This window comes from Serratia silvae, from assembly GCF_023282985.1.
Taxonomy (GTDB): domain Bacteria; phylum Pseudomonadota; class Gammaproteobacteria; order Enterobacterales; family Enterobacteriaceae; genus Chania; species Chania silvae.
Map to the genome: position 1 here is coordinate 99,739 of NZ_JAGQDC010000009.1, position 26,047 is coordinate 125,785.

27 protein-coding genes are annotated in these 26,047 nt (G+C 54.8%); 13 read left to right on the top strand and 14 right to left on the bottom strand.

Going from position 1 to position 26,047, the window contains the following annotated elements:
- Nucleotides 1-177: 177 nt before the first annotated feature.
- The 3 genes from KAJ71_RS12935 to KAJ71_RS12945 all read right to left on the bottom strand — a co-directional run bounded on the left by KAJ71_RS12935 (nucleotide 178) and on the right by KAJ71_RS12945 (nucleotide 2,864).
- Nucleotides 178-705: a cysteine hydrolase family protein gene (locus KAJ71_RS12935; protein ID WP_248946104.1), complete on the bottom strand. Its 528-nt coding sequence runs from the start codon at nucleotides 703-705 to the stop codon at nucleotides 178-180.
- A 45-nt stretch (nucleotides 706-750) separates the two neighbouring features.
- Nucleotides 751-1,854, bottom strand: coding sequence for a suppressor of fused domain protein (locus KAJ71_RS12940; RefSeq protein WP_248946105.1), 1,104 nt, complete (start codon nucleotides 1,852-1,854; stop codon nucleotides 751-753).
- Between the two features lie 125 nt (nucleotides 1,855-1,979).
- Nucleotides 1,980-2,864 (bottom strand): oxygenase MpaB family protein, encoded by an 885-nt coding sequence (locus KAJ71_RS12945; RefSeq protein WP_248946106.1) that lies wholly within the window; start codon nucleotides 2,862-2,864, stop codon nucleotides 1,980-1,982.
- A gap of 107 nt (nucleotides 2,865-2,971) precedes the next feature.
- Here KAJ71_RS12945 and KAJ71_RS12950 point away from each other — a divergent pair, with 107 nt between their 5' ends.
- The gene (locus tag KAJ71_RS12950; protein ID WP_248946107.1) at nucleotides 2,972-3,415 is read left to right on the top strand and encodes an acetyltransferase; all 444 of its coding nucleotides are present in this window, start codon (nucleotides 2,972-2,974) and stop codon (nucleotides 3,413-3,415) included.
- A 47-nt stretch (nucleotides 3,416-3,462) separates the two neighbouring features.
- On the opposite strand, the gene KAJ71_RS12955 is transcribed toward KAJ71_RS12950, so the two are convergent.
- Nucleotides 3,463-4,110: a TetR/AcrR family transcriptional regulator gene (locus KAJ71_RS12955; RefSeq protein WP_248946108.1), complete on the bottom strand. Its 648-nt coding sequence runs from the start codon at nucleotides 4,108-4,110 to the stop codon at nucleotides 3,463-3,465.
- Between the two features lie 431 nt (nucleotides 4,111-4,541).
- Here KAJ71_RS12955 and bhsA point away from each other — a divergent pair, with 431 nt between their 5' ends.
- Nucleotides 4,542-4,799 carry a multiple stress resistance protein BhsA gene (gene bhsA, locus KAJ71_RS12960; protein ID WP_248946109.1) on the top strand — a complete coding sequence of 86 codons (258 nt, stop codon included), beginning with the start codon at nucleotides 4,542-4,544 and terminating at the stop codon, nucleotides 4,797-4,799.
- Between the two features lie 59 nt (nucleotides 4,800-4,858).
- On the opposite strand, the gene KAJ71_RS12965 is transcribed toward bhsA, so the two are convergent.
- A complete protein-coding gene (locus tag KAJ71_RS12965) occupies nucleotides 4,859-6,157 on the bottom strand; it encodes an SLC13 family permease (RefSeq protein ID WP_248946110.1) in 1,299 nt (432 codons plus the stop codon).
- Between the two features lie 247 nt (nucleotides 6,158-6,404).
- Between KAJ71_RS12965 and amyA the strand changes: the two genes are divergently transcribed.
- Nucleotides 6,405-7,895 (top strand): alpha-amylase, encoded by a 1,491-nt coding sequence (gene amyA, locus KAJ71_RS12970; protein WP_248946111.1) that lies wholly within the window; start codon nucleotides 6,405-6,407, stop codon nucleotides 7,893-7,895.
- A gap of 121 nt (nucleotides 7,896-8,016) precedes the next feature.
- Nucleotides 8,017-8,868: a PA4780 family RIO1-like protein kinase gene (locus KAJ71_RS12975; RefSeq protein WP_248946112.1), complete on the top strand. Its 852-nt coding sequence runs from the start codon at nucleotides 8,017-8,019 to the stop codon at nucleotides 8,866-8,868.
- Between the two features lie 43 nt (nucleotides 8,869-8,911).
- Here the strand turns inward: KAJ71_RS12975 and KAJ71_RS12980 are convergent, their stop codons facing one another.
- A complete protein-coding gene (locus tag KAJ71_RS12980) occupies nucleotides 8,912-9,376 on the bottom strand; it encodes a methyltransferase family protein (RefSeq protein WP_248946113.1) in 465 nt (154 codons plus the stop codon).
- 78 nt (nucleotides 9,377-9,454) lie between these two features.
- On the opposite strand from KAJ71_RS12980, the gene KAJ71_RS12985 reads away from it, so the two are divergent.
- Nucleotides 9,455-10,270 (top strand): AraC family transcriptional regulator, encoded by an 816-nt coding sequence (locus KAJ71_RS12985; RefSeq protein ID WP_248946114.1) that lies wholly within the window; start codon nucleotides 9,455-9,457, stop codon nucleotides 10,268-10,270.
- Here KAJ71_RS12985 and KAJ71_RS12990 read toward each other — a convergent pair.
- The gene (locus KAJ71_RS12990; RefSeq protein WP_248946115.1) at nucleotides 10,246-10,839 is read right to left on the bottom strand and encodes a LysE family translocator; all 594 of its coding nucleotides are present in this window, start codon (nucleotides 10,837-10,839) and stop codon (nucleotides 10,246-10,248) included. The genes KAJ71_RS12985 and KAJ71_RS12990 overlap by 25 nt on opposite strands.
- Before the next feature lie 156 nt (nucleotides 10,840-10,995).
- Between KAJ71_RS12990 and yajD the strand changes: the two genes are divergently transcribed.
- The 3 genes from yajD to KAJ71_RS13005 all read left to right on the top strand — a co-directional run bounded on the left by yajD (nucleotide 10,996) and on the right by KAJ71_RS13005 (nucleotide 12,583).
- Complete coding sequence (yajD, locus tag KAJ71_RS12995; RefSeq protein ID WP_021180444.1) at nucleotides 10,996-11,337, top strand: HNH nuclease YajD; 342 nt, start codon at nucleotides 10,996-10,998, stop codon at nucleotides 11,335-11,337.
- A 308-nt stretch (nucleotides 11,338-11,645) separates the two neighbouring features.
- Nucleotides 11,646-12,281, top strand: a complete 636-nt coding sequence (locus KAJ71_RS13000; RefSeq protein ID WP_248946116.1) for a division plane positioning ATPase MipZ — start codon at nucleotides 11,646-11,648, stop codon at nucleotides 12,279-12,281.
- Nucleotides 12,278-12,583 (top strand): hypothetical protein, encoded by a 306-nt coding sequence (locus KAJ71_RS13005; protein WP_248946117.1) that lies wholly within the window; start codon nucleotides 12,278-12,280, stop codon nucleotides 12,581-12,583. Before KAJ71_RS13000 ends, KAJ71_RS13005 begins: the two co-directional genes overlap by 4 nt.
- A gap of 121 nt (nucleotides 12,584-12,704) precedes the next feature.
- On the opposite strand, the gene KAJ71_RS13010 is transcribed toward KAJ71_RS13005, so the two are convergent.
- The 6 genes from KAJ71_RS13010 to KAJ71_RS13035 all read right to left on the bottom strand — a co-directional run bounded on the left by KAJ71_RS13010 (nucleotide 12,705) and on the right by KAJ71_RS13035 (nucleotide 19,729).
- Nucleotides 12,705-13,436, bottom strand: coding sequence for a substrate-binding domain-containing protein (locus KAJ71_RS13010; protein WP_248946118.1), 732 nt, complete (start codon nucleotides 13,434-13,436; stop codon nucleotides 12,705-12,707).
- Nucleotides 13,429-14,208 carry an ABC transporter ATP-binding protein gene (locus KAJ71_RS13015; protein ID WP_248946119.1) on the bottom strand — a complete coding sequence of 260 codons (780 nt, stop codon included), beginning with the start codon at nucleotides 14,206-14,208 and terminating at the stop codon, nucleotides 13,429-13,431. Before KAJ71_RS13015 ends, KAJ71_RS13010 begins: the two co-directional genes overlap by 8 nt.
- Nucleotides 14,201-15,199 (bottom strand): FecCD family ABC transporter permease, encoded by a 999-nt coding sequence (locus KAJ71_RS13020; RefSeq protein WP_248946120.1) that lies wholly within the window; start codon nucleotides 15,197-15,199, stop codon nucleotides 14,201-14,203. Before KAJ71_RS13020 ends, KAJ71_RS13015 begins: the two co-directional genes overlap by 8 nt.
- On the bottom strand, nucleotides 15,196-16,236 hold the full coding sequence (locus KAJ71_RS13025) for an ABC transporter substrate-binding protein (protein ID WP_248946121.1): 1,041 nt from the start codon (nucleotides 16,234-16,236) through the stop codon (nucleotides 15,196-15,198). Before KAJ71_RS13025 ends, KAJ71_RS13020 begins: the two co-directional genes overlap by 4 nt.
- A gap of 172 nt (nucleotides 16,237-16,408) precedes the next feature.
- The gene (bglX, locus tag KAJ71_RS13030) at nucleotides 16,409-18,706 is read right to left on the bottom strand and encodes a beta-glucosidase BglX (protein WP_248946122.1); all 2,298 of its coding nucleotides are present in this window, start codon (nucleotides 18,704-18,706) and stop codon (nucleotides 16,409-16,411) included.
- 96 nt (nucleotides 18,707-18,802) lie between these two features.
- Nucleotides 18,803-19,729 (bottom strand): LysR substrate-binding domain-containing protein, encoded by a 927-nt coding sequence (locus KAJ71_RS13035; RefSeq protein ID WP_248946123.1) that lies wholly within the window; start codon nucleotides 19,727-19,729, stop codon nucleotides 18,803-18,805.
- A 141-nt stretch (nucleotides 19,730-19,870) separates the two neighbouring features.
- Between KAJ71_RS13035 and KAJ71_RS13040 the strand changes: the two genes are divergently transcribed.
- Nucleotides 19,871-21,025, top strand: coding sequence for a pyridoxal phosphate-dependent aminotransferase (locus tag KAJ71_RS13040; protein ID WP_248946124.1), 1,155 nt, complete (start codon nucleotides 19,871-19,873; stop codon nucleotides 21,023-21,025).
- Between the two features lie 33 nt (nucleotides 21,026-21,058).
- Nucleotides 21,059-21,841 carry an ABC transporter substrate-binding protein gene (locus KAJ71_RS13045; RefSeq protein WP_248946125.1) on the top strand — a complete coding sequence of 261 codons (783 nt, stop codon included), beginning with the start codon at nucleotides 21,059-21,061 and terminating at the stop codon, nucleotides 21,839-21,841.
- Between the two features lie 50 nt (nucleotides 21,842-21,891).
- Here the strand turns inward: KAJ71_RS13045 and ddlA are convergent, their stop codons facing one another.
- A complete protein-coding gene (ddlA, locus tag KAJ71_RS13050; protein WP_248946126.1) occupies nucleotides 21,892-22,998 on the bottom strand; it encodes a D-alanine--D-alanine ligase in 1,107 nt (368 codons plus the stop codon).
- A gap of 170 nt (nucleotides 22,999-23,168) precedes the next feature.
- On the opposite strand from ddlA, the gene KAJ71_RS13055 reads away from it, so the two are divergent.
- Genes KAJ71_RS13055 through dld form a run of 3 tightly spaced genes read left to right on the top strand, consistent with a single transcriptional unit; the run spans nucleotide 23,169 to nucleotide 25,904 of the window.
- Nucleotides 23,169-23,372, top strand: coding sequence for a ParD-like family protein (locus KAJ71_RS13055; RefSeq protein ID WP_248946127.1), 204 nt, complete (start codon nucleotides 23,169-23,171; stop codon nucleotides 23,370-23,372).
- Nucleotides 23,369-24,163: a type I methionyl aminopeptidase gene (gene map / locus KAJ71_RS13060; RefSeq protein WP_248946128.1), complete on the top strand. Its 795-nt coding sequence runs from the start codon at nucleotides 23,369-23,371 to the stop codon at nucleotides 24,161-24,163. Before KAJ71_RS13055 ends, map begins: the two co-directional genes overlap by 4 nt.
- A gap of 43 nt (nucleotides 24,164-24,206) precedes the next feature.
- Entirely contained in the window at nucleotides 24,207-25,904 is a 1,698-nt protein-coding gene (dld, locus tag KAJ71_RS13065; protein WP_248946129.1) for a D-lactate dehydrogenase, read from the top strand.
- The last annotated feature ends 143 nt before the right edge of the window (nucleotides 25,905-26,047 follow it).

Here is a 26,047-nt window from a genome sequence, read left to right on the forward strand (position 1 = left end):
CGCCGGATCAACGCTATAAAAATGCCGCCAAAACCGGCGGCATTAAAAAAGAGGGATGAATACCCGTGCCGCCCTTAGAAAAGGCGCCACCAGCTAAAACAAGATGTGAACTGCGGGAAGATATTCATCCAGCTACGTTACACCCCGCTCAGAACCACGTCAAGGGCGGAATCCGGCTCAGAAACTCACCTCGGCAGTAGGCACAGCGCGGATCGCCACGCCAAAACTTTCGATACTCGACAAGGTGGCATTATGGTGGGCACGGATCTGTAGCCCGCTGGCGTGGGGTTTGTCGTGGCTGGTATGGGCATCTGCCGCCAGTACCACCGGATAACCCAGGCCAGCAGCCCGGCGGGTGGTGGTATCGACGCAGTATTCCGTGGAGTAGCCACAGATCACCAGTTGTGTAACTCCTTCGGCAATCAGCAACTTGCCCAGAGAGGTGCGTAAAAAAGAATCCGGTGTGGTTTTGTCTATCCGATGATCGCCGTTTTCCACCTGTAACCCAGCATGAATTTGCCACGCTTCGCTGCCGTGCGGCAGTTCCTCATGAGCCGTTTGATGCTGAATAAAAATCACCGGCGCGCCAGCCTGTCGGGCACGTTCGCTCAGTTGATTAATCAGCGCGAGCACCTGCTCAGCCTCTGCTGGCGGGGGATTAAACAGCCCTTGCTGCACATCGATGACTAACAACGCTGACTTCATAGCTGGCTCCAAAAGCGATCGTTAAATAGACAGTGCCGGTACTCGTTAAACAAAAGGCTGGCGTGGGCGGAAGATATGATCGACGCCCTGCTCACGCATATTCCTCACCAGATCGTGACCACCGTTAGGCGTGGCCTGCGCCAATTCCCGTTCGGCGGCAAACACCGGGCTGGCCCAGAAGATATTCACCGTATCGCCATACTGTTTAGGCAATACCAAGTGCTCACTGTAGGGATAAAATGACGAAGAGAGCACATAGCCTTCATAGCCCTGCGGAGCCACCGCCGACGCCAGCGTATGCCCTTCGCCAAACCAGGTGATATTTGCCCAGGGCACATGGGCAAATCCCGCTAGCGCACTGGCCATCTGCACCGCATTTTCTTCGGTCATAAACTGACCATCAATAGCTATCGCCATCTCCATCCGGCGGAACCTGGCAGCATCGTCACTGAACATAATCTCTACCCACGGCATCGGCCGGATGCTGGCCCCCATGGTAAGGAAATAGTAAACCCCGTCGCGCTCATGCTGGGTGATGGCCATCGGCGGCCATTTGCCCTGATCGATAGCGTAATACTTCACTGAAGGGCCAAAGTGTTGTTCGTATTGTGCCTGGTAATCACTCTGCATTTTTGGCCAGGGATTGCCCTCTTCCCGCTGCCAGCTACGCCAGAACTGCCGGGTATTTTCTGCCAACGCATATTGCGTATTGGTGGACGCGGAGCCGAGCGGATAGGCCAATGGATTCTCTTTGATGCAGCTGGCGGAATAACAGACCGAGTGATCGATGTATAAACTCCAGCCGGGTATCACGGCTAGTAGCTGCCCGTGATACCACAGGGCAGCCCCGTCGTCGCTTTCCGTCCAGATCACCATCAGCCCTGCGGGATCCAATGGCGCTTCGCCTTCCAGATTACGGCAATATTCGGCCGCCAGCATTGGGGGGAGACCTGCTTCCAGAGCGGCGCGATCTTCCTGCTGCGGAGCCGTTGCCAGGTTGCGCAGCCAGCAGGCACGCACCTGAAAACGCTCGCTATATTCTTCCGTTGGGTAGATATAAAAATAGGCGGCTCGGCTATCTTGCTGAACCACCGCGACCAGCGTTTGGTTCTCGTTATTCACTTCAGCAAGTACGTTTGACTCGTTCATATCACCTCAAGGGATTGCCGGCGCAGAAGTAGGCTGCACACTAAAATAGAGTATTTCTCTGGGCCAGTGTAGAACGCATCGTCAATCGGGATCACGTGCAATCGTCTCAAAAGTGGCAGCGCTGGCTAACATTGCGTTGAGATGCTCTTATTCATGCGCCGCACCGCCCGGTGGTAGGAGCCATTGCGTACCGAAGCGCGCAGCACCCTTCCAACGCCACCAACGCCAATACGCACGCACCTCCGCCGGGTCGCTCCTGGGGTGAATCCCAACTGTTGCTGCGCCCAGTCCGGCAACAGATCGATCCCTGCCTGCATCACCAATGCGCCAAACGGTCGCGCCAGCGTGCTGGGAGCCGGGGCCGCCAGCAGAATGCGCGCCACTTCCAGCGTGCGTTCATCGCAAACCAACTGCGGGCGCATCTGGTGCAGATAATCATCAACCGCCGCACAGGATTTTGGGACATCGCGCGCGCCCAAGGCTTCCGCTACGCGAGCCGCTTCACGGTAATAAGTATCCTGTTGCGCAAGGGATAAGTGCGGATTGCGGTAACGCAGGTGCGAGGCCAGGAAACGGCTACTTTCGGCGACATGGACCCAGGTGAGCAGATGCGGATCGCTGGCGGCATAAGGCTGGCCGTTATTATCAGTACCGTTGACCTGTAAATGGATGGCTTTGACTTTGGCGATCAGGCGTTGCGCCTCTGCACTGGGGCCAAACGTGGTGACAGAGATAAACTGGCTGGTACGACGCAGGCGGCCCAGCATATCCTCGCGGAAGTTGGAATGATCCCACACGCCTGCCAAGGCCAACGGATGCAACATCTGCAACAGCAGCGCACTGACGCCGCCACAAAGCATGGAGGTGAAGTCACCATGCACTTGCCAAGTGACCGACTGCGGGCCAAACAGCCCCGGATCGCCCGCCGGATTTTCAAAATCGATCCCGCCGAGTGCCAGCCCGGTCAAGCTGAGCACCTGTTTCTCTATCGCTGCGCGTATCACTTCCATCCCCCTGTCCACGGCCTATGGCGCAGTTTATCATAGTGAGGGGCTGAGTCTGAGACTGCTCAACTCGCTATGTGGATAGCTTAAATGACAATAGATTGAGAATGTCGATGATAACGATAAGAACGCGTGTGGCTGCGGATAACGTGCAGCTAGTAGAAATCTGGCAGCGTTCGGTGCGCGCCACCCATCATTTCCTGGCCGAAGAGGATATTGCGCACCTGTATCCGCTGATCCTCAACGACTATCTCCCGGCGGTAAGCGTCTGGGTAGCCGAAGACGCTGCAGGGCAGCTATGCGGTTTTATCGGCCTGGATGGAAACAAGGTAGAAATGCTGTTTATTGATGCCGAGCGCCGCGGCGAAGGTATTGGCAAAGCCCTACTGGCCGAGGTTGAAGCCATACATCAGGAACTGCTGCTGGACGTCAACGAGCAAAACCCTCAGGCATTGGCGTTTTATCAACATTACGGTTTTGTGGTGACGGGCCGCAGCGAGCTGGATGGCCAAGGCAAGCCTTTCCCATTACTGCATATGTTGCTGGCAGCGCAATAAAAACAGGCCCCTTTCCCACGATCAGAGAGGGGCTGTCTAACGGCGGATCAAACTTTATTGCCGACCTGGCTCAAACGTGGCCACACCATCATGGTGGTATCCAGCAGCCCGAATAAGTCTTCACGGCTGGCCCCTTCACGCGCTTGGGCGGACATCCCTTCAATCAGGCAAATAATGTATTTTGCCAACAACGCGGTATCGGTTCGCGCCAGCAACTCCCCTTGTTTTACCTTACGATCAAAGCAGATTTTCAGGCTGGTTTCCTGCGCATGGTGCTTGTTGCGCAGCATCTCAGCCAGATCGTTTGAAGAGGAGGACAAGGCGGCGTTGGCACAAACCATAAAACAACCCGCTGGGTTTTCCGGATCGGTAAATACCTCTGCCGAGGTGCGCAGATAGGTTTCGACAATGTCGGCGATCGGTAACTCCTGGGCCAGCAGGCGGTTGTAACACTCAACGTAGCGGCTCAGATAGCGCTCAACCGCAGCACGAAACAGCCCCTCTTTGTTACCAAACTCCGCATACAGCGTAGGCGCTTTAGCCCCGGTCGCGTCCACCAGATCGGCCAACGAGGTGGATTCATAGCCATGGCGCCAGAACAGCTCAAGCGCTTGCTCGACGGCCTGATCGCGATCAAACTGCTTCGGCCTGCCGCGTGATTTCTTCGCGCATGCTTCTTCATTATTGATACTCATAGACCCTCACTTTCCCGGTGGCCCAACTCGGGCACAATAATTAAATTATCGATCGGTACAAAAAATAGTACGCCGCCGATGATAAGCGAGCAACTTTTAATTAGCGATCGGTAAGCAATGCTGCCAATGACGCCTCCTGCCGGGCAGCAAACAGCGCTCAATCCAGGTTTCATCTTGCTACACGGTTGCGAAAATACGAGTGAATTTAAAAATAAATATTAAATAACAATAAGTTAATCAAAAATCACATCCTGACATTCCTTCCCCATCTGCCAGCGGCTTGAGCGGAATCGAACGAATTAATTAACAACCACTAAAAAAATGTTTGCAATCTCCCAAGCAGGAGCCTACCATTAAATTATCGACCGTTAAGTAATTAAACGGGATACACAAAAACCTTTATTGCTCATCTAGAGCTAGGAAACAACATTATGAAAAACCTGAAAATGACTATCGCAGCCATCGCACTCGCTTCTGTATCTTTCGGTAGTTTCGCCGCAGAATTGGTCAACAGCCAACCTGCTGATCTGCAAAAATCCGGGGTGATCTCGGTGAGTGGCGCTTCTAACCTGACCTCACTGGAAAACAAACTGGCAGCCAAAGCGGATGCAGCAGGGGCTAAATCCTTCCAGATCATCGCAACAACCGGTAGCAATAAACTGCACGGCACAGCGATTATCTATAACTAATCGTTAAAACGGTTTTGTGCAAAGAGGCGGCCAAGATGCCGCCTTTTGTTTTTCTCCCCTCAACCAAACCAACCCAATAGTCCAAACCACAGATAATCCAGCGGTACCAACAACCCAAAGGTTAACAGGGCCAGCAGCAGGCACAGTTTCAGTCCTTCACGCGGTGGAACTTTACCCATCCCCATTGCTACCACAATCGGTGATGCCTGATACGGCAGCAGCGGCGTGGCATAACCAATGACCTGAGTCATCAATACCGTGGTTAGCGGCAAGCCGCTCCCCTCTGACAGAACCTGCGCCAGCGGCGTAAACAACGCGGGTACGCCATTGGCCGTCACGACAAAATTCAACAGCGTCGTAATACCGATCAACATGCCAAAAGCGGTAAATGGCCGATCCTGGGTTTGCGGTATGACGTTCAGCAACGCACTGCCTAACCAATCCCCCAACCCGGAATGGCTCACCAAAGCCGTCAACCCAAGGATCCCTGCCACATAGAGACAAGTGCGAATGTTGACACCAGCAGCGAACTGCTCCCCCGTCAGGAAACCAATACGCGGCAACAGGCAAATGCAAGCGGCAGTCAGCCCTACCCAGGCGGGAGCGATACCGTGCCAGCTATCGGTGATCCACAGTAGCACCGTGATCAGCAATAGCGCGATCAGCCGCCATTCCGCCGCGCTAAGCGCACTTTGCTCGGTGTTTTTTTCCACCGGTTGTGGTTTGGCACGAAACAGCCAGCAGATGCAAAACGTGAGCAACGCACCTTTTGCCAGCCCAAGGATCGGCGCATGTAGCAGCAGGTAAGCCAGATAGGTGAAGTGAATGCCATAGGCACTCTCTGCCGCCCCACTCATCACCAGATTAGGTACGTTGGCGGGCAGAATGCTGGCCGAAAGCTGGAAGGTGCCAAACCCCACCGCCAACGCCAGGCCATAGCGGCCACGCGATCCTTCCGCCAACCCTGCACGTTCGGCTAACGCCATAATGATCGGCATCAGCAGGGTAATACGCCCCATATTCGACGGCATGATAAAGGCCAGCGCATAGCTGATGGCCACCACCCCGCCCACCAACCGTGGCCAGGAACCGGCCAGTAGCGGCAAAATACGGTTGGCCAACCGATCGGCCAGCCCCGTAGAGCGAATGGCTGTCCCCAGCACAAAACCGCTCAACACCAGCCAGAATGCCGATGAGGCAAAGCCAGAGAACACCACCGCCGTCGGTGCCAACTGCAACACCATCACCGTAGCAAAAAACAGCAGCGCAACCAGATACTCCGGCAAACGCGACGTTGCCCATAAGGCGATCACCACCAAAGTGACCAGTGCAGAAACACCCATCGGGTAATCCATCATCCCTACTCCCTGCCATCGTTAGTATTTTGTTATCAACTAGTTACATCTTCACATAACAGAAACGCCCGAACGGTGAAACGGCTCACAATTCACAGGCGGCGGCCAAATCGGCCATACTCTCCCTGCGCCAAGAGGTTACTCTGCTTACAGGTTAGCGCTACCTATTTTCCCTTTTGCCAAAAGTGGCCCATGCTTAGAGGGGCGAGCATTTAGCACACGTTTACTGACGAATCGGGGTACTGTACTAATGACGAAAAAGACCACACTGCTACAGTTTTTCCATTGGTACTACCCGGATGGTGGCAGGCTATGGCAGGAGGTCGCTGAACGAGCCCCCACCCTAGCCGAGCTAGGCGTGACCGATCTATGGCTGCCACCGGCCTATAAAGGGGCTGCTGGTGGCTATTCGGTGGGGTATGACAGCTACGATCTGTTCGATCTGGGGGAGTTTGATCAAAAAGGCACCCGTGCCACCAAATATGGTGACAAAGAGGCGTTGACGCAGGCCGTTAATAGTCTGCGCGAACACCAAATCCGGGTGATCTATGACGTGGTGTTCAACCACAAGATCGGCGCTGATGAAAAAGAGCAGGTGCATGTCTATAAGGTTGATGAAAATAACCGTAACGATATCGCAGAGGTTGGCATCGATGCGCAGGCTTATACCCGCTTTACCTTCCCTGGGCGGCAAGGTACCTATTCTGAATTTCTCTGGGACTACACCTGCTTTAGCGGTGTCGATTATATCGAGCAACCGGACGATAAAGGCATTTTCAAGATTGCTAATGACTATGGCGAAGAGGGTTGGAGCGATCAGGTTGACGACGAAAACGGTAACTTTGACTATTTGATGGGGGCCAACGTGGAGTTTCGTAACCACGCCGTCGTCGAAGAGCTAAAATACTGGGCGCGCTGGTTGATGGAAACCCTGCCTTGTGACGGATTTCGGTTGGATGCCACCAAACATATTCCTGCCTGGTTCTTTAAAGACTGGGCAGATCACGTGCGCGATGCGGCACAGCGCGATCTGTTTATCGTCGCCGAATACTGGTCACACGATCTGGCGGCATTACAACAGTATTTAGCACGGGTCGATGGTAAGGTGATGCTGTTCGACGTGCCGCTACAGCTGAAATTCCATCTGGCGTCAAAACAGGGCGATGCTTACGATATGTCACAACTGTTTACCGATACACTGGTCGCCGTCGATCCTGCCCATGCGGTAACCCTGGTGGCAAACCATGACACTCAGCCGTTGCAGTCGCTCGAAGCGCCGGTCGAACCCTGGTTCAAACCGCTGGCCTACGCCCTGATCCTGCTGCGTGAACAAGGCGTTCCTTGCCTGTTTTACCCGGACCTGTACGGTGCCAGTTATACCGATCAAGGCGATGACGGCCAGCAATACCAGATTGAAATGCCGGTGATTGCCGAGCTGGATAAGCTGATCCAGGCGCGTCAACGCTTTGCCAACGGCGAGCAGCACGACTATTTTGATGACCCGCACTGTATTGCCTTCAGCCGCAGCGGCACTGCCGAGCAGCCGGGCTGCGTGGTAGTGATGACCAACGGGGCCGAAAGCAGTAAAACCATCGTGCTGGGAGAAAATTTTGCTCATAAATCCTGGTGCGACTTCCTCGGCAACCGCGAGGACGATATCATGACGGATGAGCACGGTAGCGCAGCCTTCCCGGTCAACGGCGGCAGCGTTAGCGTCTGGGTCATGGCCGAAGCAGAGTAAGGTCCTCTGGGGAGGCAATGTACCCCCCGGCGGTAAAACCCATTTTTGCCTTTTTGGTCTAATTTTCGCTAAGACCGTAAGCAATTATTCACAGCGGAGCCTAAATAGGGTACAAGGCTGCATGAAAATTCCAAAACGACTCCAGCCATTGGTAGATGATGGTTTAATCGACGACGTCATCCGCCGTTTGAAAAGTGGCAAAGAAGCCGACGTATTTATCGTGCGTTGCGGTAATGAGATCCGTTGCGCCAAAGTGTATAAAGAAGCCGAAAAACGTAACTTCAAGCAGGCCGTGAACTACCAGGAAGGCCGCAAGGTGCGCAATAGCCGCGACGCTCGAGCCATGAGCAAAGGCTCCAAATTTGGCCGCCAACAGCAGGAAGAGGCTTGGCAGAATACAGAAGTGGACGCGTTATACCTGCTGGCTAAGGCTGGCGTGCGTGTACCGCAGCCGGATATCTGCCTGGATGGCGTACTGCTGATGGAGCTGATCACCGATGAAGAAGGTCTGGTAGCCCCACGCCTGAGTGACGTCACGTTAACGCCAGAACAGGCGTTGAACGATCATGCCTTGATGATGAACTATGCCGTCCGCATGCTTTGTGTTGGGCTGGTTCACGGCGATCTGTCAGAGTTCAACGTGCTGATGGATAAAGACGGGCCGGTGATTATCGATTTGCCGCAGGTGGTCGATGCCGCCGCCAACAACCATGCCAAAAGCATGTTTGAACGCGATATCAACAATATGACTCACTACTACGGCCAGTATGCGCCGCAGCTGCTGGGCAGCAAGTATGCCAAAGAGATTTGGGCGCTGTATCAGGAAGGTAACCTGACGCCGGAGACGGAGTTGACCGGTCAGTTTGTTGAAATCAGCAAGCGGGCCGACGTTGACTCGGTGCTGGAAGAGATCCAGGCAGCCAGCGATGAGCACCAGCGGCAACTGATGGCTCGTAACGAAGAAGAAGATTGAGATCCAGCATCAAAATGCCCCCTCACCCAAAGGGTGAGGGGCCTCAAAGCCAACGCCTTACCCGACGGCAAAACACATCGTAGTCTTGCCCAAAGTTGGCTCGTAGGAACGTCTCTTCACGCGGGATCTGCACGCGATCCAGATAGGCAAAAAATAACCCCCACCCTAACCAGACGCCGATACCTCCCAGCAACAGTCCCCAAGCCGCCAACAGCAGGACCTGCCCCAGATACACCGGATTACGGCTGAAACGGAAAACGCCGTTAACCAGCAACGCGCTGACCCGCTGAAATTTTTGTGGATGCAACGTGGTGCCAGCCCGGTGAAAAGCATAACTGGCACTCAACATAATTATCACGGAAGCCACCACCAATACGCCAGCGGCCAAGAGAATAAACAGGCTATCTTGCCAGCCCCCCACAGCTAGCCAGCGGGTTACCGCCATCCCCGCAGCACAAACCACCATCACCATCGGCGGCAAAACCAGCCGCTGCAACCACGCTACCATTTTCTTGCTCCCTCTCGACCACGCAACGCTATTTGCGCTATAACAAGCTCTCCCCGTAACGACGCCAGAGAAGAGACGATGAACCAATACGCCCCACAATTCTGGCGCGATGAGCGCCTGCCGTTCGTTGAGGCCCGCCACGTCGAAGATGGCCGCAAGCTCTGTTATGCATTGCATAGCCACGAGTTCTTCTGTATTGGTACCATCACCGCCGGCACCAGCACCTATGTTAACGGCGACCAGCACCTACAGGTTAAAACCGGTGACGTCGTGATCATCAACCCGCAGCAGGCGCACGGCTGCAACCCCATTGGCGACCAGCGCTGGGCCTATACCATGTTTTATATCGACCAGCACTGGTTGGCAACGCTGCAACAAGAGCCTGGCGGCGGCTTTGTGCCATTCAAGCAGATTATCAGCCAGGATAAGGCGCTGTTTAGCGGCCTGAATCAACTGTATGGGGTACTGACCGATCCACTCTGTTGCCATCTGGAAAAGCAGATCGCCCTGGTGGATTACTTCAGTAACCTGCCGCAGTTACTTGGCGAGTCTCCGGTTTTACAGCAGGATATGACCCCTAAATTGGAAATGGCTGCGGCGTTTATCCGTGCTCATTGTACCCAATCGCTGACGTTGGAGGCGATCTGCCAAGCCTCGGCACTCTCCCCTTCTTATCTGATCCGCGCTTTCAAGAAGCGCTACGGCATGACGCCTCATGCCTACCTGGTCAATCAGCGCGTGCAGCACGGCCAGCGGCTACTGAAACAGGGCTTCTCCATTGCCGCCGCCGCCAACGAAAGCGGTTTTGCCGATCAGGCGCACTTTCAGCGCACCTTCAAGCAGTTGCTAGCAGCCACCCCCGGCCAGTATCAGATCCCCTCTGCCAGCAAGTAACAGGCGCTGAACGCCAGCAGCAGCGCCATCAAACGGTTAAAGCGCCGCAGATTATGCGCCCGCTGCAACAGGCCGCTAAGCATCGCCCCAGCGTAGGCCCAACAGGCTATCGACAGGTAGCAAATCACAAAGTAGAGCGCGGCAAATTGCCACAGCAGCCGCATCTCCCCATCACCGACAAAGGCTCCCATACTGGCAACAGAAGCCAGCCAAGCCTTGGGGTTCAACAATTGCAACAAGGCACCATACCAATAAGAAGGCGTTTGTTGCCGATTACCTTGGCTGAGTTTCCCGTCATCCGCTGCAAGCTGATAGGCCATATAGAGCAGAAAGGCCACGCCGCCCCAAAGGATCACGGTGGTCAGCCCCGGCCATAAGGTAAGCACTTCATGCATTCCCAAGCCAACCGACACCAGTAGTAACGTGAAACCCAAGGTCGCACCGGTCACATGCCGCAGGCTGGTCGTAAAGCCAAACTGCGCGCCACAGCTCAGTGCCACGATGTTTACCGGACCAGGAGTAATAGAGGAAGCCAATGCAAAAGCGGCCATAGAGAGGTAAAGCGTCATAGTCAGCACCTGTAGAAGAAAATTACAGGTGCCAGCGTGCCGGGTTACAGCAGGGGAGTATTGAAGGAAATTGCCCTGAATCATCTATCTGGCAGCTAGGTCGGTGGTTTGTGGTAATATTGAGCGCAATATTATTCTGATCCAGTAGGTGCCCACATGGCATACATTCCAAAAAACTACGCGAGACTAGAAACCGGTTACCGCGAAAAAGCACTGAAAATCTTCCCGTGGGTCTGCGGACGCTGCTCACGCGAATTTGTTTACTCCAATCTGCGTGAACTAACGGTGCATCACATCGATCATGACCACAGCAACAACCCGGAAGACGGTAGCAACTGGGAAATGCTGTGCCTGTACTGCCACGATCATGAACACTCCAAATACACCGAAGCCGATCAGTATGGCTCCACGGTGGTCGCCGGTGAAGACGCACAGAAAGACGTTGGGTTAGCTACACATAACCCCTTCGCCAATCTGAAAAACATGATGAAGAAATAAGACCGCAGATCGCAATACGTAGGGGCGCTTCATGCTGTGCCCGATTAACGGCATGTCGCTCCTGATTAGCTGCTTTACCATCAAACCTAGCCTCCTTTCCCCTCAACAATAACTTATCAAGTTAGTAAGTTAACAAACAAATAAACCCACAAGTTAAGACTTTCACTACTTGGCAAGCCGCCGCCAATGGGGCATATTGTCGTCATACGCACTTGTTAACTCATTTAACTACCAACCTAACAAGCGCATTAACTTATTAAGTTAGTTGCTTAATGAGTTATCCGCTTGGCAACTTGAGAGATGGCAGCATGATTGTTTTGATTGGTTCGCAAAAAGGCGGCGTCGGCAAATCGACCATGGCGGTAAACATCGCCGGATATCTGATCCTCAAAAAGAAAAAAACGGCCATCATCGTCGATGCCGATGACCAGAAATCCATCATGACCTGGTTCAACGACCGCCAGAATGTCGAAGATGTCCCGCAGATCCCAGTGGTGGCCGCCTCAGGCAAGATCAAAGAAACACTGCTGGAACTGAATCGCCACTACGATTATGTGATTGTCGATACCGCAGGCCGCGACAGCGCAGAATTACGCTCCGGTCTGCTGGCTGCCGATCTGTTTATCTCGCCGCTGCGCCCTTCGCAGATGGACCTGGATACCATCGGCTACCTGTCCGAGATGTTCTCCACCGCCCAGGAATACAATGAAAAGGTAAAAGGCCACATTGTGCTCAACCTGTGCCCAACCAATATCTTCATTAACGAGGCTAACGAAGCGGCCGAAGTGCTGAGTGAATACCCGGAACTGAAGTTGGTGAACAACCGTCTGTGCGATCGCAAAATTTACCGCGATGCCTGGGGTGAAGCTTTAACCGTGCACGAAGCACACAATGAAAAGGCCCAGCACGAAATCGAAAGCCTGGTAACAGAGGTGATCCTGTGAAAAAACGTACGCCCACCCACCGCATGTCGGAAGATGAATTTATCAACAGCGCCACTTCGCATACGTTGATTGTTCCCCCCCCTGCCGCATCTGCCGAAAAGCCCCAAGGCCGTAAGCGCATTTATAAAGCGCTGTCCGTCAGCCTGACGGACAATCACGTGGAGATGATCGACGAAGTGATCGGTCATGCGGCACGTAACGGCATCGTGCGCATCACCCGTTCCGATGTGATCAAATTGGCCATCGACAGTTTGGCCGAGAAGAGCGAGGCCCAGTTGCTGGCCCTGCTAAAGAAGATCTGAGTAACTCAACAACTTGCCAGCTTAATAAGTTAATTAACCAGCAAGCTGGCAAGCTTAACAAACAAGTTACCAAGCAGGTAAGTTATTAAGCTAGCAACTTAATGTTGTTGATAGTAAAGCATTAGTCTAACGCCAACATGCCCATACGTTGTAAAACCCTCTGTCCCTGAGCGCCCAGAATAAAGGCCACCAACGCCTGTGCAGCCACACACTCCTCATCCAGTAGACATAGTCCATAGATCACTTTGAAATCGAGCACGGTTGGCAAGCTACGCACTTTTACCTGCGGGCAGGCGGCTAGTGCATCGCTATAGCTGGCGTAGCCAAGAAATATATCGGCCTGACTTTCTGCAATCAAATATTCCGCCGCCAACCGGCCTGCCGGTATTGCCGTAGAATCTGGCCCACCGACCAACGCCACTGCCCTGCTACGCAACGCGCTCCCCTGCCCCGGCAATAACTGCTCAAGACGATCGAACAGTTGCTGCGCATAGTCACCGGAAGGATCGGCTACCGGCGTCGAGGTGCCGACACGCCATTGGGGGTCGCACAGCAACGTCAGCAAATCCGGTTGCGTTAACTTCGGGATATTGCGCACCGTGGCACACAGGCGATTGCGGGTAAACGGCTGTACCGCCTGTGCAATACCGTTAGCCACCAACCGCTGCGGATGTTCAAGATTGGCAGAGGCAAACACCTGCGGCCTTTCCCCCTGTTCAATGCGTTCCCGCAATAGCCCCGCCGGGCCAAAAGTGGCCTCGACCCACAGGCCAGTTTGCTGTTCAAACGCTGCCAATAGTGGAGTGAACGCCAGCCGCAAACTGCCTGCGGCAAAAAGAGTCATGTTATTCACGATTGCGCTCCCGTTGGCTGTGGAAGATGGGCACTAACGTTTCCAGCTGGCTGCCAGCAAAGGGAATGGATACCCGTTCAATCGGCAAATGGAACAGCGGTGAAAGATTGTCTGCCGTCAGTACCTGCTGGCAACTGCCTAACTGATGTCGCCCTTCTGCCCCCAGCAAGAGTGCACGGTCTGCCACGGCATGAGCATGATTAGGTTGGTGAGTCGAAAATATCACCGCCATCTGCCGTTCTCGTGCCAGTTGGTCGATCATGGTCAGCACCCGGTCCTGATGGTGCAAATCCAATGCCGAGGTCGGCTCATCGAGGATCAGCACTTCACAAGCCATCGCCAATGCACGGGCTATCAGTACCAATTGGCGTTGCCCTCCGGAAAGGCTGCCAAACTCACGATCGGCGAATGCCAGCATGTCGAGGGATTCTAGCGCCTGTTTGGCCAACTGCTGATCCTGAACCGAAGGCGAATGGAACAATCCGACATGCCGGGCCCGACCCATCAACACAATATCCAACGCCTTATAAGCAAACGGCGGCGTAAAATATTGTGGCACAAACCCTAGCCCACGGTGAGCAGTCACGCTCCCCTGTTGCAGCGGCAAAGTGCCCAATAAGAGTTGCATCAAGGTGCTTTTACCACACCCGTTGGGGCCTAGCACCGCCAGCACTTCCCCTCGTCGCAACTGCAAATTCAACTGCTGAAACAACCGAGGTTGGCCCGGCCAGCCAAAGCCCAGATTAGTGACCTGTAATAACGTTTCAGCCATGCCAGCCCCTTACCTGAGCACGGCGCAACAGCAAGGCAAACAACGGAGCACCGATCAAAGCGGTGAGAATACCCAACGGGATTTCGCTGCTGCTGAGGATACGGGCCAGATCATCGATCAACACCATATACAACGCACCAAGGCACATCGCGGCGGGCAATAAACGCCGATGGTCTGGCCCCACCAGCAGGCGGGCCAAATGCGGGATCAGCAGCCCCACCCAACCAATGCTGCCGCTGACGGCCACCTGCGCAGCCACGATCACTGCACACAGCGTCAGGATCAACCAACGGGTACGTTCAACGTTAATCCCAAGCGCGGCGGCATCCTCATCCCCCAAAGAAAGCAGGTTGATACGCCAACGCAGTGCCAATAACAGGCCACCGGCCAACAGTAGCGGCAAGAACAGCATCAGCAGCTTATGGCTATCCGCCGTGGCAAAGCTGCCTAGTAACCAGAACACGATACTGGGCAGTTTTTCTTCGCTATCGGCCAGATACTGCACCAGGCTAACGCAGGCCGAAAAAAAGCCGCTAAGGATCACCCCGGCCAGCACCAAAGAAAGGATATTACGCCGAGCGATGGCGCTGGTGATGGCAAAAATCAGCAACAGCGCCAACATGCCAAAGACGAAGGCACTCAGCAACAGCACCAATACCGGCAGGCCAAGCAGGATCGCCAAGGTGCCGCCAAAAGCGGCCCCAGAAGAAACGCCGATAATATGTGGATCGACCAACGGGTTACGAAAGACCCCTTGCAGGGCGGCGCCACACAGTGCCAAAGCCGCCCCCGCCCCCAGCGCCAACAGCACGCGCGGCACACGCACGCCGAGGATCACCTGCCGTTCAATCGCGGTGATATCTGCATGCTGACCGATAACCGGTTCCAACAAAATCATCAGGCTATGGCCAGCCGTGACCGGATAACGGCCAATACCCAGGGAGAGCAGTGCGCAACAGGCCGTGAGCAGTAGCAACAATCCCAGTTTCATTTGCCGCTCTGGCAGCAGCTGGCGCGGTAATAGCGTTGGTAGTAAGCATCCACCTGCTGTTGCAGATCAACATCGGTGAAACGCTGTGGGTAGAGCGTTTTTGCCATCCACAGTTCCCCTAACGCCAAGGCTTCTGGCATTGGGTAGCCCCAGGCTTTGGCATATTCCGGCATCAGGTAAACCCGTTTGTGTTTCACTGCGTCAATCTCCTGCCACTGCGGCGAGGTGAGGATCTGCTGAACAACATCTGGATAACGCTCCTGCACAAAGATCACCGCAGGGTTCCACTTCAGCACGTCTTCGATGGAAACCTGTTTAAAACCCTGAATGTCTTTGGCTGCCACATTAATGGCACCGGCATGTTGCATCATCAGGCCGGTATATTTTCCCGATCCGTAGGTGGTCAAATCCGGGTTGGCCATATAGACCCGCACTCGTTGAGCTTGTGGGATATCCTGTAGGCGTCCAGCCACCTGTGCTCGCTGGGCAAAGACATCTTTCACCATCGCATCCGCTTGGGCCTCGCGGCCCATCACCTTACCGATCAGGCGAATACCATCCTGCAGACCGAGGTTATAGGCTTGATCTTCATTTTCCAACACTGGGTTGATTTTCCCAGCCTGAGCCGCCGGTTCACGGCGCAGCGAGATCGCCACCACCGCAATACCGGCACGTTCGATCTGGGCGATCATCTCCGCCGGGGCATAGTTGGCCACAAACACTACCTGCGGGTGCAGAGCCAGCAGGCTTTCAATATTGACTGCCGTAAGATCGCCCGGCATGGGCATCTTGGCCAGGCTCGGGGCCAGGCGCAGATAGTGAGATCCCAACTGTTTCTGCCAACTGCTGAGCACCCCGACCACCTGCGGCATTGCATCTAACTGCACCAACAGGTTCAAGGTCTGATGTTGTAGCACCACGGCACGGGTAATGTGCTCCGGCAGCGTTACGGTGCGGTTGAGTTGATCGGTGATCTGGCGCTCCGCCAAGACGGCGGATGAGAAGAGAAGAGCAAGCAGTAATAGGCATTTGAACATGGGAGTTTCCGGTGGACTGTCGTTATATACTAAATAATATAACGATAGCCACAATGAAACAATCTGCCGGATCAAACAACGCGTTGTAAAGGGGGAATAAACGGGGAAAATGACGCCCCTCACCCTCACCCTGTGGGAGAGGGGAAGACAGCGAAAGTAAACGCTTACAAACTTATTTCAGGGTAAAGCTCTGCTGTTGCAGGTTGTCCGAGTCTAGGCCAACAAACACGTTGAATTTACCCGGCTCCGCGCCCCATTTCAGGCTGGCGTTATAAAACTTCAGATCGTCCTCGGTAATAGGTAATTCCACCCGCTGTTCCTGCCCCGCGTGCAGCGTGACTTTCTTGAAGTTACGCAGCTCCTTGATCGGGCGGCTGACCGAGGCGGTCACATCCTGCACATACAGCTGTACCACGGTGGCACCGTTATATTTACCGGTGTTTTTCAGCATCACGCTAGCGGTAATTTTGCCGTCGCGCGCCATCTCTGGGCTGGAGAGCTTGAAGTCCGATAGGGCAAACTGGCTATAGCTCAAACCATACCCAAACGGATACAGCGGGCCATTCGGCGAATCAAAGTAACGTGAGGTGTACTTGCCCGGGTTTTCCTTGCCGAACGGTCGGCCAGTATTCAGGTGGTTGTAGTAAATCGGGATCTGCCCCACCGAACGCGGGAAGGTCATTGGTAGCTTGCCGGAAGGGTTGTAGTCACCAAACAGCACGTCGGCGATGGCGTTGCCGCCTTCGGTGCCGCTGTACCAGGTTTCCAGCATCGCATCTGCCTGTTCACTTTCCCAGCTCAATGCCAACGGACGGCCATTCATCAACACCAGAACCAGCGGTTTACCGGTGGCTTTTAACGCCGCGATCAGGTCACGCTGGCTTTGTGGGATGGTGATATCCGCCCGGCTGGAGGCTTCATGAGCCATTCCCTGCGCTTCACCCACTACTGCCACCACCACATCGGCCTGTTTGGCGATCTTCACCGCTTCATCGATCATCTGTTGTGGTGGACGCGTGTCAAAGGCCACCGCAGTTTCATACTCGTTCAGATAATCAACAATGCTCTTGTCCTGAGTAATGTTGGCCCCTTTGGCGTACAGGATGCTGGCCTTATCCTTCACCGCATTCTGCAACCCTTCACGCACGGTGACCGACTGCTTCACCACGCCTGCCGCCGACCAACTCCCCATGATATCGCGCTGGCTGTCGGCCATCGGCCCGATCAGCGCAATAGTGCCCTGCTTTTGCAATGGCAACGTCTGCTTGTCATTTTTCAGCAACACCATGGTCTTGCGGGCAATCACGCGGGCTTCCGCACGGTGCAGACGGCTTTCAGCATTGGTATCTTGCGGATCGGAGCCGACCGGGCCAAGGTGGTTATACGGATCTTTAAACAGGCCCATATCATATTTGGTGTTCAGCACGTCGCGGCAGGCCCGGTCGATCTCGCTTTCAGCAACCAGACCTTCCTTCACCAGCCCCGGCAAGTATTGATCGTAATACTCATCGCTCATGCTCATGTCGACGCCGGAAGTGATCGCCAAACGCACCGCATCACGCGCATCCTGAGCCACGCCATGCTTAATCAACTCTTTAATCGCGCCGTGATCGCTGATGGTGATGCCTTTAAAGCCCCACTGGTCACGCAGCAGATCTTTCAGCAGCCACGGGTTGGCCGTCGCCGGTACGCCGTTGATTGAGTTAAGCGAAACCATCACGCCACCGCTGCCAGCATCTACCGCCGCCTTATACGGCGGCAGGTAATCCTGATGCATACGCAACGGGCTCATATCAACGGTGTTGTAGTCACGGCCCCCTTCAACTGCGCCATACAGGGCAAAGTGCTTCACGCTGGCCATCACCGATCCTGGCTTGGACGGATCGCCATTCTGGTAAGCATCCACCATCACCTTGGCAATCTTCGATACCAACCAGGTATCCTCACCGAACCCTTCAGAAACCCGTCCCCAGCGCGGATCGCGGGTAATATCCACCATCGGAGAGAAGGTCATGTTCAGGCCGTCGTCGCTGGCTTCCTGCGCCGAAACGCGGCCACTCAGGGCGATAGCCTCCAGATCAAAGCTCGCCGCCAACCCCAGGCTGATCGGAAACACGGTACGCTGGCCGTGGACTACGTCATAGGCAAAGAACAGCGGGATCTTCAAACGGCTGAGCTGCATGGCCTGATCCTGCATTACTCGGATATCCTGGCGGGTCACGGTGTTAAAGATCGCCCCGATCTGGCCTTTGCTGATGCCTTCGCGGATGGCCTCTTTCGGGTTATCCGGGCCAACGCTGATCAGGCGCAGCTGGCCGATTTTCTCTTCCAGCGTCATCTGCTTCATCAGGTTGGAGACAAAGGCATCACGCTCCTGAGCATAGATCCCTTGGGTTGCACTGCTTTCCTGCGCAAAAACCGGGCCGAACGCCAGGCCGGACAACATACTCACCACACAAAGCCATTTCATAGTTTGATTCTCAGGCACGTCCCCGCCGGTAATGTCGGCCAGGAGGCATTAATAGATGTGAGCACGCAGTTTGCCATACTCTTTTTGTTTGCAGAATCAATTCGTCTGCGTTGTTGTTAGCAGATGATGCAGTCTGGCCCGGCTGGCTTGCGCCTCTGCCCCCAGCCACTCCACCAGCCGGGTTAATGCCACAGGCACCACCGCGTGTTCGGGGTAAACCAGATAATAGGCGGCGCCGCTAACCACGCTGATAGGGAACGGCGTAATAATGCGGTTGGCCTGAATATCCTCCTCCAGCAGGCACAGATCGCCGATGGCGATGCCACAACCCTGCAACGCAGCGCTCATCGCCAGATCGAGCGTATCAAAATGCTGTGACTTGGCGGAGGGCAAAGCCGTTTGCCCCGCCGCTTTCAGCCATAGCAACCAATCACGACGATCACGTGTGGGATGCAGCAAGGTTTTCTCCGCCAGATCGGCAGGTTCTGGTGGCTGAGCCGAATCAGGCAGGTAGTTCGGCGTGCAGACCGGCGTCAGGATCTCGTCAAACAGGTGGTGCACTACCAGCCGTTTGCTCTGGGGTTTGCCGAACACCACCGCAGCATCAAAATGTTCACTGCCAAAATCCAGCCCGTGCGACACCGACGCGGTCAATTCGATATGCATCTCTGGCCGTTCATTCTGCAGGCGAATAATACGCGGCAATACCCAGCGCATCGCACAGGTTGGGCATTTGACGCGTAGCGTACCCGGCTGTTCCCCCGCCTTGCCCAGTGCTTGCGCCAACTGCTCTAACGCCAGCTGTACCGGTGCCAACAGCAGCGCGCCCTGTGGCGTGAGCGTTAACCCGCGTGCGCGGCGGCTAAACAGCGGGTAGCCCAATTGCTGTTCCAACCCCAGGATCTGGCGGCTGACTGCGCCCTGCGTCAGATGCAGCGCCTGGGCGGCATGGGTGAAATTGAGACGCTCAGCGACCACCACAAAGGTTTTCAGCACGTCGAGCGACGGCAGCGATGTTTGCATAATAAATCCCGATACCTGCATTTATTTTCACTGTCAGCCATGATCTGGCTGCATGGCAAGCATGACGAATTTTCTCTTGTTAGCCCATCCTAACTGATGCTTAATCATTCAACACTCGATATATTTCGCCAGGAGCCCACCATGCAAAGCGCCTGCTCGCAACGTTCAAAACTGCCGGACGTTGGCACCACCATTTTCACCGTGATTGGCCAATTGAGCGCCGAACATCAGGCCCTGAATCTTTCGCAGGGCGCCCCCAATTTTGCCTGCGATGTACAACTGATCGAAGGCGTCGCCCAAGCCATGCGTGCAGGTCATAACCAGTACGCCCCGATGAGCGGCGTAGCAGCACTGCGTCATGCACTGGCGGAAAAAGTTGAGCGGCTGTATGGCGCCCGCTATGACGCCGACGACGAAATCACGGTGATCGCCAGCGCCAGCGAAGGGTTGTACTCCGCCATCAGCGCGCTGGTCCATCCCGGCGATGAGGTGATCTATTTCGAACCCGCCTTCGACAGCTACGCCCCGATTGTGCGTCTGCAAGGGGCGACCCCGGTTGCCATCAAGCTTTCGCTGCAAGATTTAACCATCGACTGGAATGAGGTGGCGGCGGCAATCAACAGCAAAACGCGAATGATCATCGTCAACAGCCCGCACAACCCTACCGGCAGCGTATTCGATGAACACGATATCGAGCGCCTGACCGCCTTGACCCGTAATACCGATATCGTCATTCTTTCCGATGAAGTGTATGAGCACGTGGTCTTCGACGGCGGCATTCACCACAGCATGGCCTGCCATCCCGCTCTGGCAGAGCGCAGCGTGATCGTCTCTTCCTTTGGCAAGACCTATCACGTCACCGGTTGGCGCGTCGGTTACTGCATGGCACCGGCAGCGCTGATGGACGAAATCCGCAAGGTGCACCAATTTATGGTGTTCTCTGCCGATACGCCGATGCAATATGCCTTTGCCGCCGCCCTGAATAATCCACAGAGCTACCTGGGGTTGGCGGAGTTCTACCAGCAAAAGCGCGATCTGCTGGCAGCCGCGTTGCAAAAATCACGCTTTGAGTTACTGCCCAGCCGTGGCAGCTTCTTTATGTTGGCCCGCTTTAGCGGTTTCAGTAATGAAAGCGACAACGACTTTGCGGTCCGCTTGATCCGCGAAGCCAAGGTGGCAACCATCCCGCTGTCGGCGTTCTACAGCGACGGCACCGATACCGGCATTATCCGGCTTAGTTTCTCGAAAGATAATGACACCCTGCTGGAAGGCGCTCGCCGTCTGTGTCAGGTGTGATCCATTGATTTTTACCATGGGGAAGCAACAACAATGAAAAAAACACTGAAAAAGCTGATCGCGGCGGGATGTTTACTGGCTGCCGGTTCCACACTAGCGGCAGAGAATAGCCTGCGTTTTGGGCTTGAAGCCCTGTATCCGCCTTTCGAGTCCAAATCCGCCAGCGGCCAGTTGGAAGGGTTTGATATCGATCTGGGTAACGCCGTGTGCGCCGCCGCACAGGTCAAATGCAGCTGGGTAGAAACCTCGTTCGACAGCCTGATCCCGGCGTTGCAGGCCCGCAAATTTGACGTGATTAACTCGGCGATGAACGTCACCGAGCAACGCAGGCAGGCGATTGCGTTTACCGATTCGATCTATCAGGTGCCAAACCGCCTGATTGCCAAGGCCGACAGCGGCCTGAAACCCGATGCCAAATCGCTGGCGGGTAAACACGTCGGCGTGTTGCAGGGTTCCATTCAGGAAAATTATGCCAAGGCACACTGGGCACCGGAAGGGGTTGATGTCGTATCCTATCAGGATCAAAACCAGGTCTATCTGGATCTGACCGCTGGCCGCCTGGATGCCACCTTGATCATGGCCCCTGCCGGGCAGAGCGGTTTCCTGGCACATCCGGATGGTAAGGGTTTTGCGTTTGTTGGTGATGCGGTGCAGGACGATAAAATCCTCGGTGAAGGCATCGCCTTCGGCCTGCGTAAAGACGATACCGCGACGCTGAAAAAGCTCAACGAAGCCATCGCCAAGGTGAAGCAGCAAGGCACCATTGGCGAACTGTCCAAGAAGTACTTTGGCGATATCGATGTGACGGTGAAGTAACCGTTGTCCTCTGGCACTCTTCAACTCGGAGAGTGCCAGGAAAACGCCATTTACTTGCTGTCAAACACCGAACTGTTCAGCCCACGATCCTGCTGATGGCGTTCCAAAGCCAGCTCAATCAACGCGGTAATCAGCTGGGTATAGCTCACCCCGCTGGCTCCCCACAGTTTTGGGTACATACTGATATTGGTGAACCCCGGTAGCGTATTAATCTCGTTGATAATCACATTATTGTCCGGTGTCAGGAACACGTCGACACGCGCCATGCCCAGACAGTCCAACGCCTTGAAAGCCTGCAGCGCCACATCGCGGATTTTATCGCTGACATCCGGATCGATCACCGCCGGTACCACCACCTGTGCGCCCTGCTCGTTGATATATTTGGTGTCGTAAGAGTAGAACTCATCGCTCAAGATAATTTCGCCACAGACGCTGGCCTGCGGATTATCGTTGCCCAATACCGCGCATTCGATCTCACGGCCCACAATGGCCGACTCCACCAGCACTTTATGGTCGAAACTGAATGCCAAGGCGATAGCCTGCTCGTACTCAGCCTGGTCATGCACCTTGCTGACGCCAACGGAGGAGCCTTGGTTCGCCGGTTTAACAAACAGCGGTAACCCCAGGCTTTCACTTAATTGAGTAAAACCGTACTTGTTGCGGTTGGAACGCGTCAGCGTGACGAACGGTGCCACTGCCAGCCCGGCATCCCGCAGCAGACGTTTGGTAACGTCTTTATCCATGCTGACCGCCGACCCCAACACGCCCGCCCCCACAAACGGCATATTAGCCATGCGCAGCAGCCCTTGCAGCGAGCCATCTTCCCCCAGGGTGCCGTGGACGATAGGGAACACCACGTCGAGCTGGCCCAGCGCACCTGCTCCATCGGCTTCAATCAGTTGCTGTTTCTCATACCCAGGGACCAGCGCCACATTTTTATTCGAGTGGTTCAGCGCGATCAGCGCCGGGTTTTCCGCATTCAGCAGGAAGTTGGAGGCATCGTTAAGATGCCACTGTCCCTGCTTATCAATACCCAACAGCGTGACGTCAAACTTCTCTTTGTCGATGGCATCCAGAATATTTTTTGCCGACTGCAGCGAAACCTCATGCTCCGCCGATTTGCCCCCAAAGATCACCCCAACACGTAGTTTAGTCACGCCCTAAATCCTTCTTAAAAAGTCATGGCAACAAAGCCGACCCTCACAATAAACGCATTGTGCAGCCCCGGCAATCATCATGGGGCCTAAAATGCCTACGCCACAGAATGCCAAACCCACAGCATCCAAAACGTATACACTCCGTATATTGTTCGCTTACGGAGTCTGCTATGGGGATCGTAAAAATCTCGGAGACGCTACATGACGATCTCAGGCTCGCCAGCCTGACCATGTCACGTTCTATCAACGCACAGGCGGAACACTGGATCAGGATCGGTATGCTGGCAGAGCTGAACCCGGAGCTGACCTATCCGCAACTGGTAAAGAAAATGATGAAAGATAACACGCTGACGCTAAAGGAGATTGTTGGGTGAAAGAGATTGTGATTAAAACGCCGCAGGAGATTGCCATCATGCGCCACTCCGGCGCGCTGCTGGCCAAGGTGTTTGCCATGCTCGATGAGGTGATCCGCGAAGGGATCACCACCATGGAGATCAATGACCTTACCGAAGCCTTTATCGTCAATGAGCTGAAATCACGCCCTGCCAGCAAGGGCCAGTATGATTTCCCCTACGTGCTCAATACCTCGATCGACGAGGTGATCTGCCACGGCATCCCGTCGGCCAGCAAAATTCTGCGTTCAGGGATGATCGTCAATGTGGATATCACCCTGGAAAACAATGGGTTTATTGCCGATTCCAGCAAGATGTACTGTATTGGCCAAACCACCCCGATTGCCAAGCGCCTGGTCAACAATGTGTATGAGTCGATGTGGCAAGGCATCCGGGCAGTGAAACCTGGTGCTACGCTAGGTGACATCGGCCACGCCATTCAGCAACATGCAGAACAGGCGGGTTACAGCGTAGTGCGGGAATATTGTGGGCATGGCATTGGCCGTGAAATGCACGAAGGCCCAGCGGTGCTACACTTCGGCCAGCCAGGAACCGGTACGGTGTTGCAGGAAGGGATGGTGTTTACCATCGAACCGATGATTAACCAGGGCGACCACCGCATCAAACAGAAGAAAGATGGCTGGACCGTGGTCACCCGCGATAAAAAACTTTCCGCCCAATGGGAGCACACCGTGGCGGTCACCGCCGACGGCGTGGAGATCCTGACGCTACGCGCAGAAGAACGTGAGGCGGGATATCAGGAACGCTATTAAACATTAAACCCCGTTGCAGCCAGGCGGGGACATGGAGAGGGTCATGACGCAGGCATTTATCACTCAGTTGAAGAATATCGTTGGCAACGTGCAAGTGCTGACCGGCGAGCGAAGCACCGAACGTTATCGCAAAGGTTTCCGCTCCGGCGGTGGCAAAGCATTGGCCGTCGTGTTCCCTACCCGTCTGCTGCAACTGTGGCAGGTTCTGCAAGCCTGCGTCGCCGCCGATAAGATTGTGATTATGCAGGCGGCCAACACCGGCTTGACCGAAGGCTCTACCCCCAGCGGCGAGGATTATGACCGTGAGATTGTGATCATCAGCACCTTGCGGCTCGATCATATTCAGGTGTTGGACAACGGCAAGCAGGTGATCGGCTTCCCTGGTAGCACGCTCAATAAGCTGGAAAGGTTACTGAAACCTTATGGCCGCGAACCGCATTCGGTGATCGGCTCTTCCTGCATCGGCGCTTCGGTGATCGGTGGCGTGTGTAACAACTCCGGCGGCTCGCTGGTCAAGCGCGGCCCGGCCTATACCGAAATGGCGTTGTACGCCAAGCTGGACGCCGATGGTCAGTTACGGTTGGTCAATCATCTGGGGATTAACCTAGGCGATACGCCGGAAGAGATCCTTACGCGGTTGGAAAAGGGCGATTACCGACCAACCGATGTTGAACATGGCGAATTGCGCGCTTCGGATAACGAATACGCCAGCCGGGTGCGCGATGTCGATGCCGATACCCCTTCCCGCTTTAACGCCGATAAACGCCGCCTGTTTGAAGCTTCTGGCTGTGCCGGTAAGCTGGCGGTGTTTGCGGTACGTCTGGACACCTTTGCCAAAGAAGATAAAGAGCAGGTGTTCTATATCGGCACCAACGACACCGCAGTATTGACCGAGCTGCGCCGCCATATGCTGAGCCTGTTTGAAAATCTGCCGGTGGCCGGGGAATATATGCACCGCGACATTTTCGATATCGCCGAGGTGTATGGCAAAGACACCTTTATGATGATCGATAAGCTCGGCACCGATCAAATGCCGCGCTTCTTCACCCTGAAAGGCCGGGTGGATGCCACGCTGAACAAACTGCCGCTGTTACCGCATAACCTCACCGACAACCTGATGCAAAAGCTGAGCACGCTGGCCCCCAACCATCTGCCGCCGCGCATGAAACAGTATCGCCAGCGCTTTGAACACCATCTGCTGCTGAAAATGGCCGGGCCGGGTGTGGCTGAGGCCGAACAGTATCTGCAAAATTACTTTGCCCAGGCCGAAGGTGACTTTTTCGTCTGCACGCCAGAAGAAGGTAAGAAAGCGTTCCTGCACCGCTTTGCCGCTGCGGGCGCCGCCGTGCGCTATCACGCGGTACATGCCGACCAGGTAGAGGACATTCTGGCGCTGGATATCGCCCTACGCCGCAACGATACCGAGTGGTTCGAAACCCTGCCGCCGGAAATCGACAACCAGTTGGTGCACAAGCTGTATTACGGCCACTTTATGTGTCACGTGTTCCATCAGGATTACGTGGTGAAAAAAGGTGCGGACAGCCATGCGCTGAAAGAGCAAATGTTGGAGATCCTCAATCAGCGTGGTGCAGAGTATCCAGCGGAGCACAACGTCGGCCATCTGTATCATGCCAAGGCCGATTTGCAGGCCTTCTATCAGGATGCCGATCCCACCAACAGTTTTAATCCCGGCATTGGCAAAACCAGTAAGCAAAAACACTGGGGTAACAATATCCAGTAACATTTTATCCTGTCGCCAGAGTCCCCTGACCACGGGGCACTGGCGCGCTATCGCTCTTTATGCCCCTCTTCTTCTGCCCTGTCGTCTAGACTTAATGTTCTGAATAAGGCGTCTGTCAGGCGTCAACATGAGCGACGAAAGGA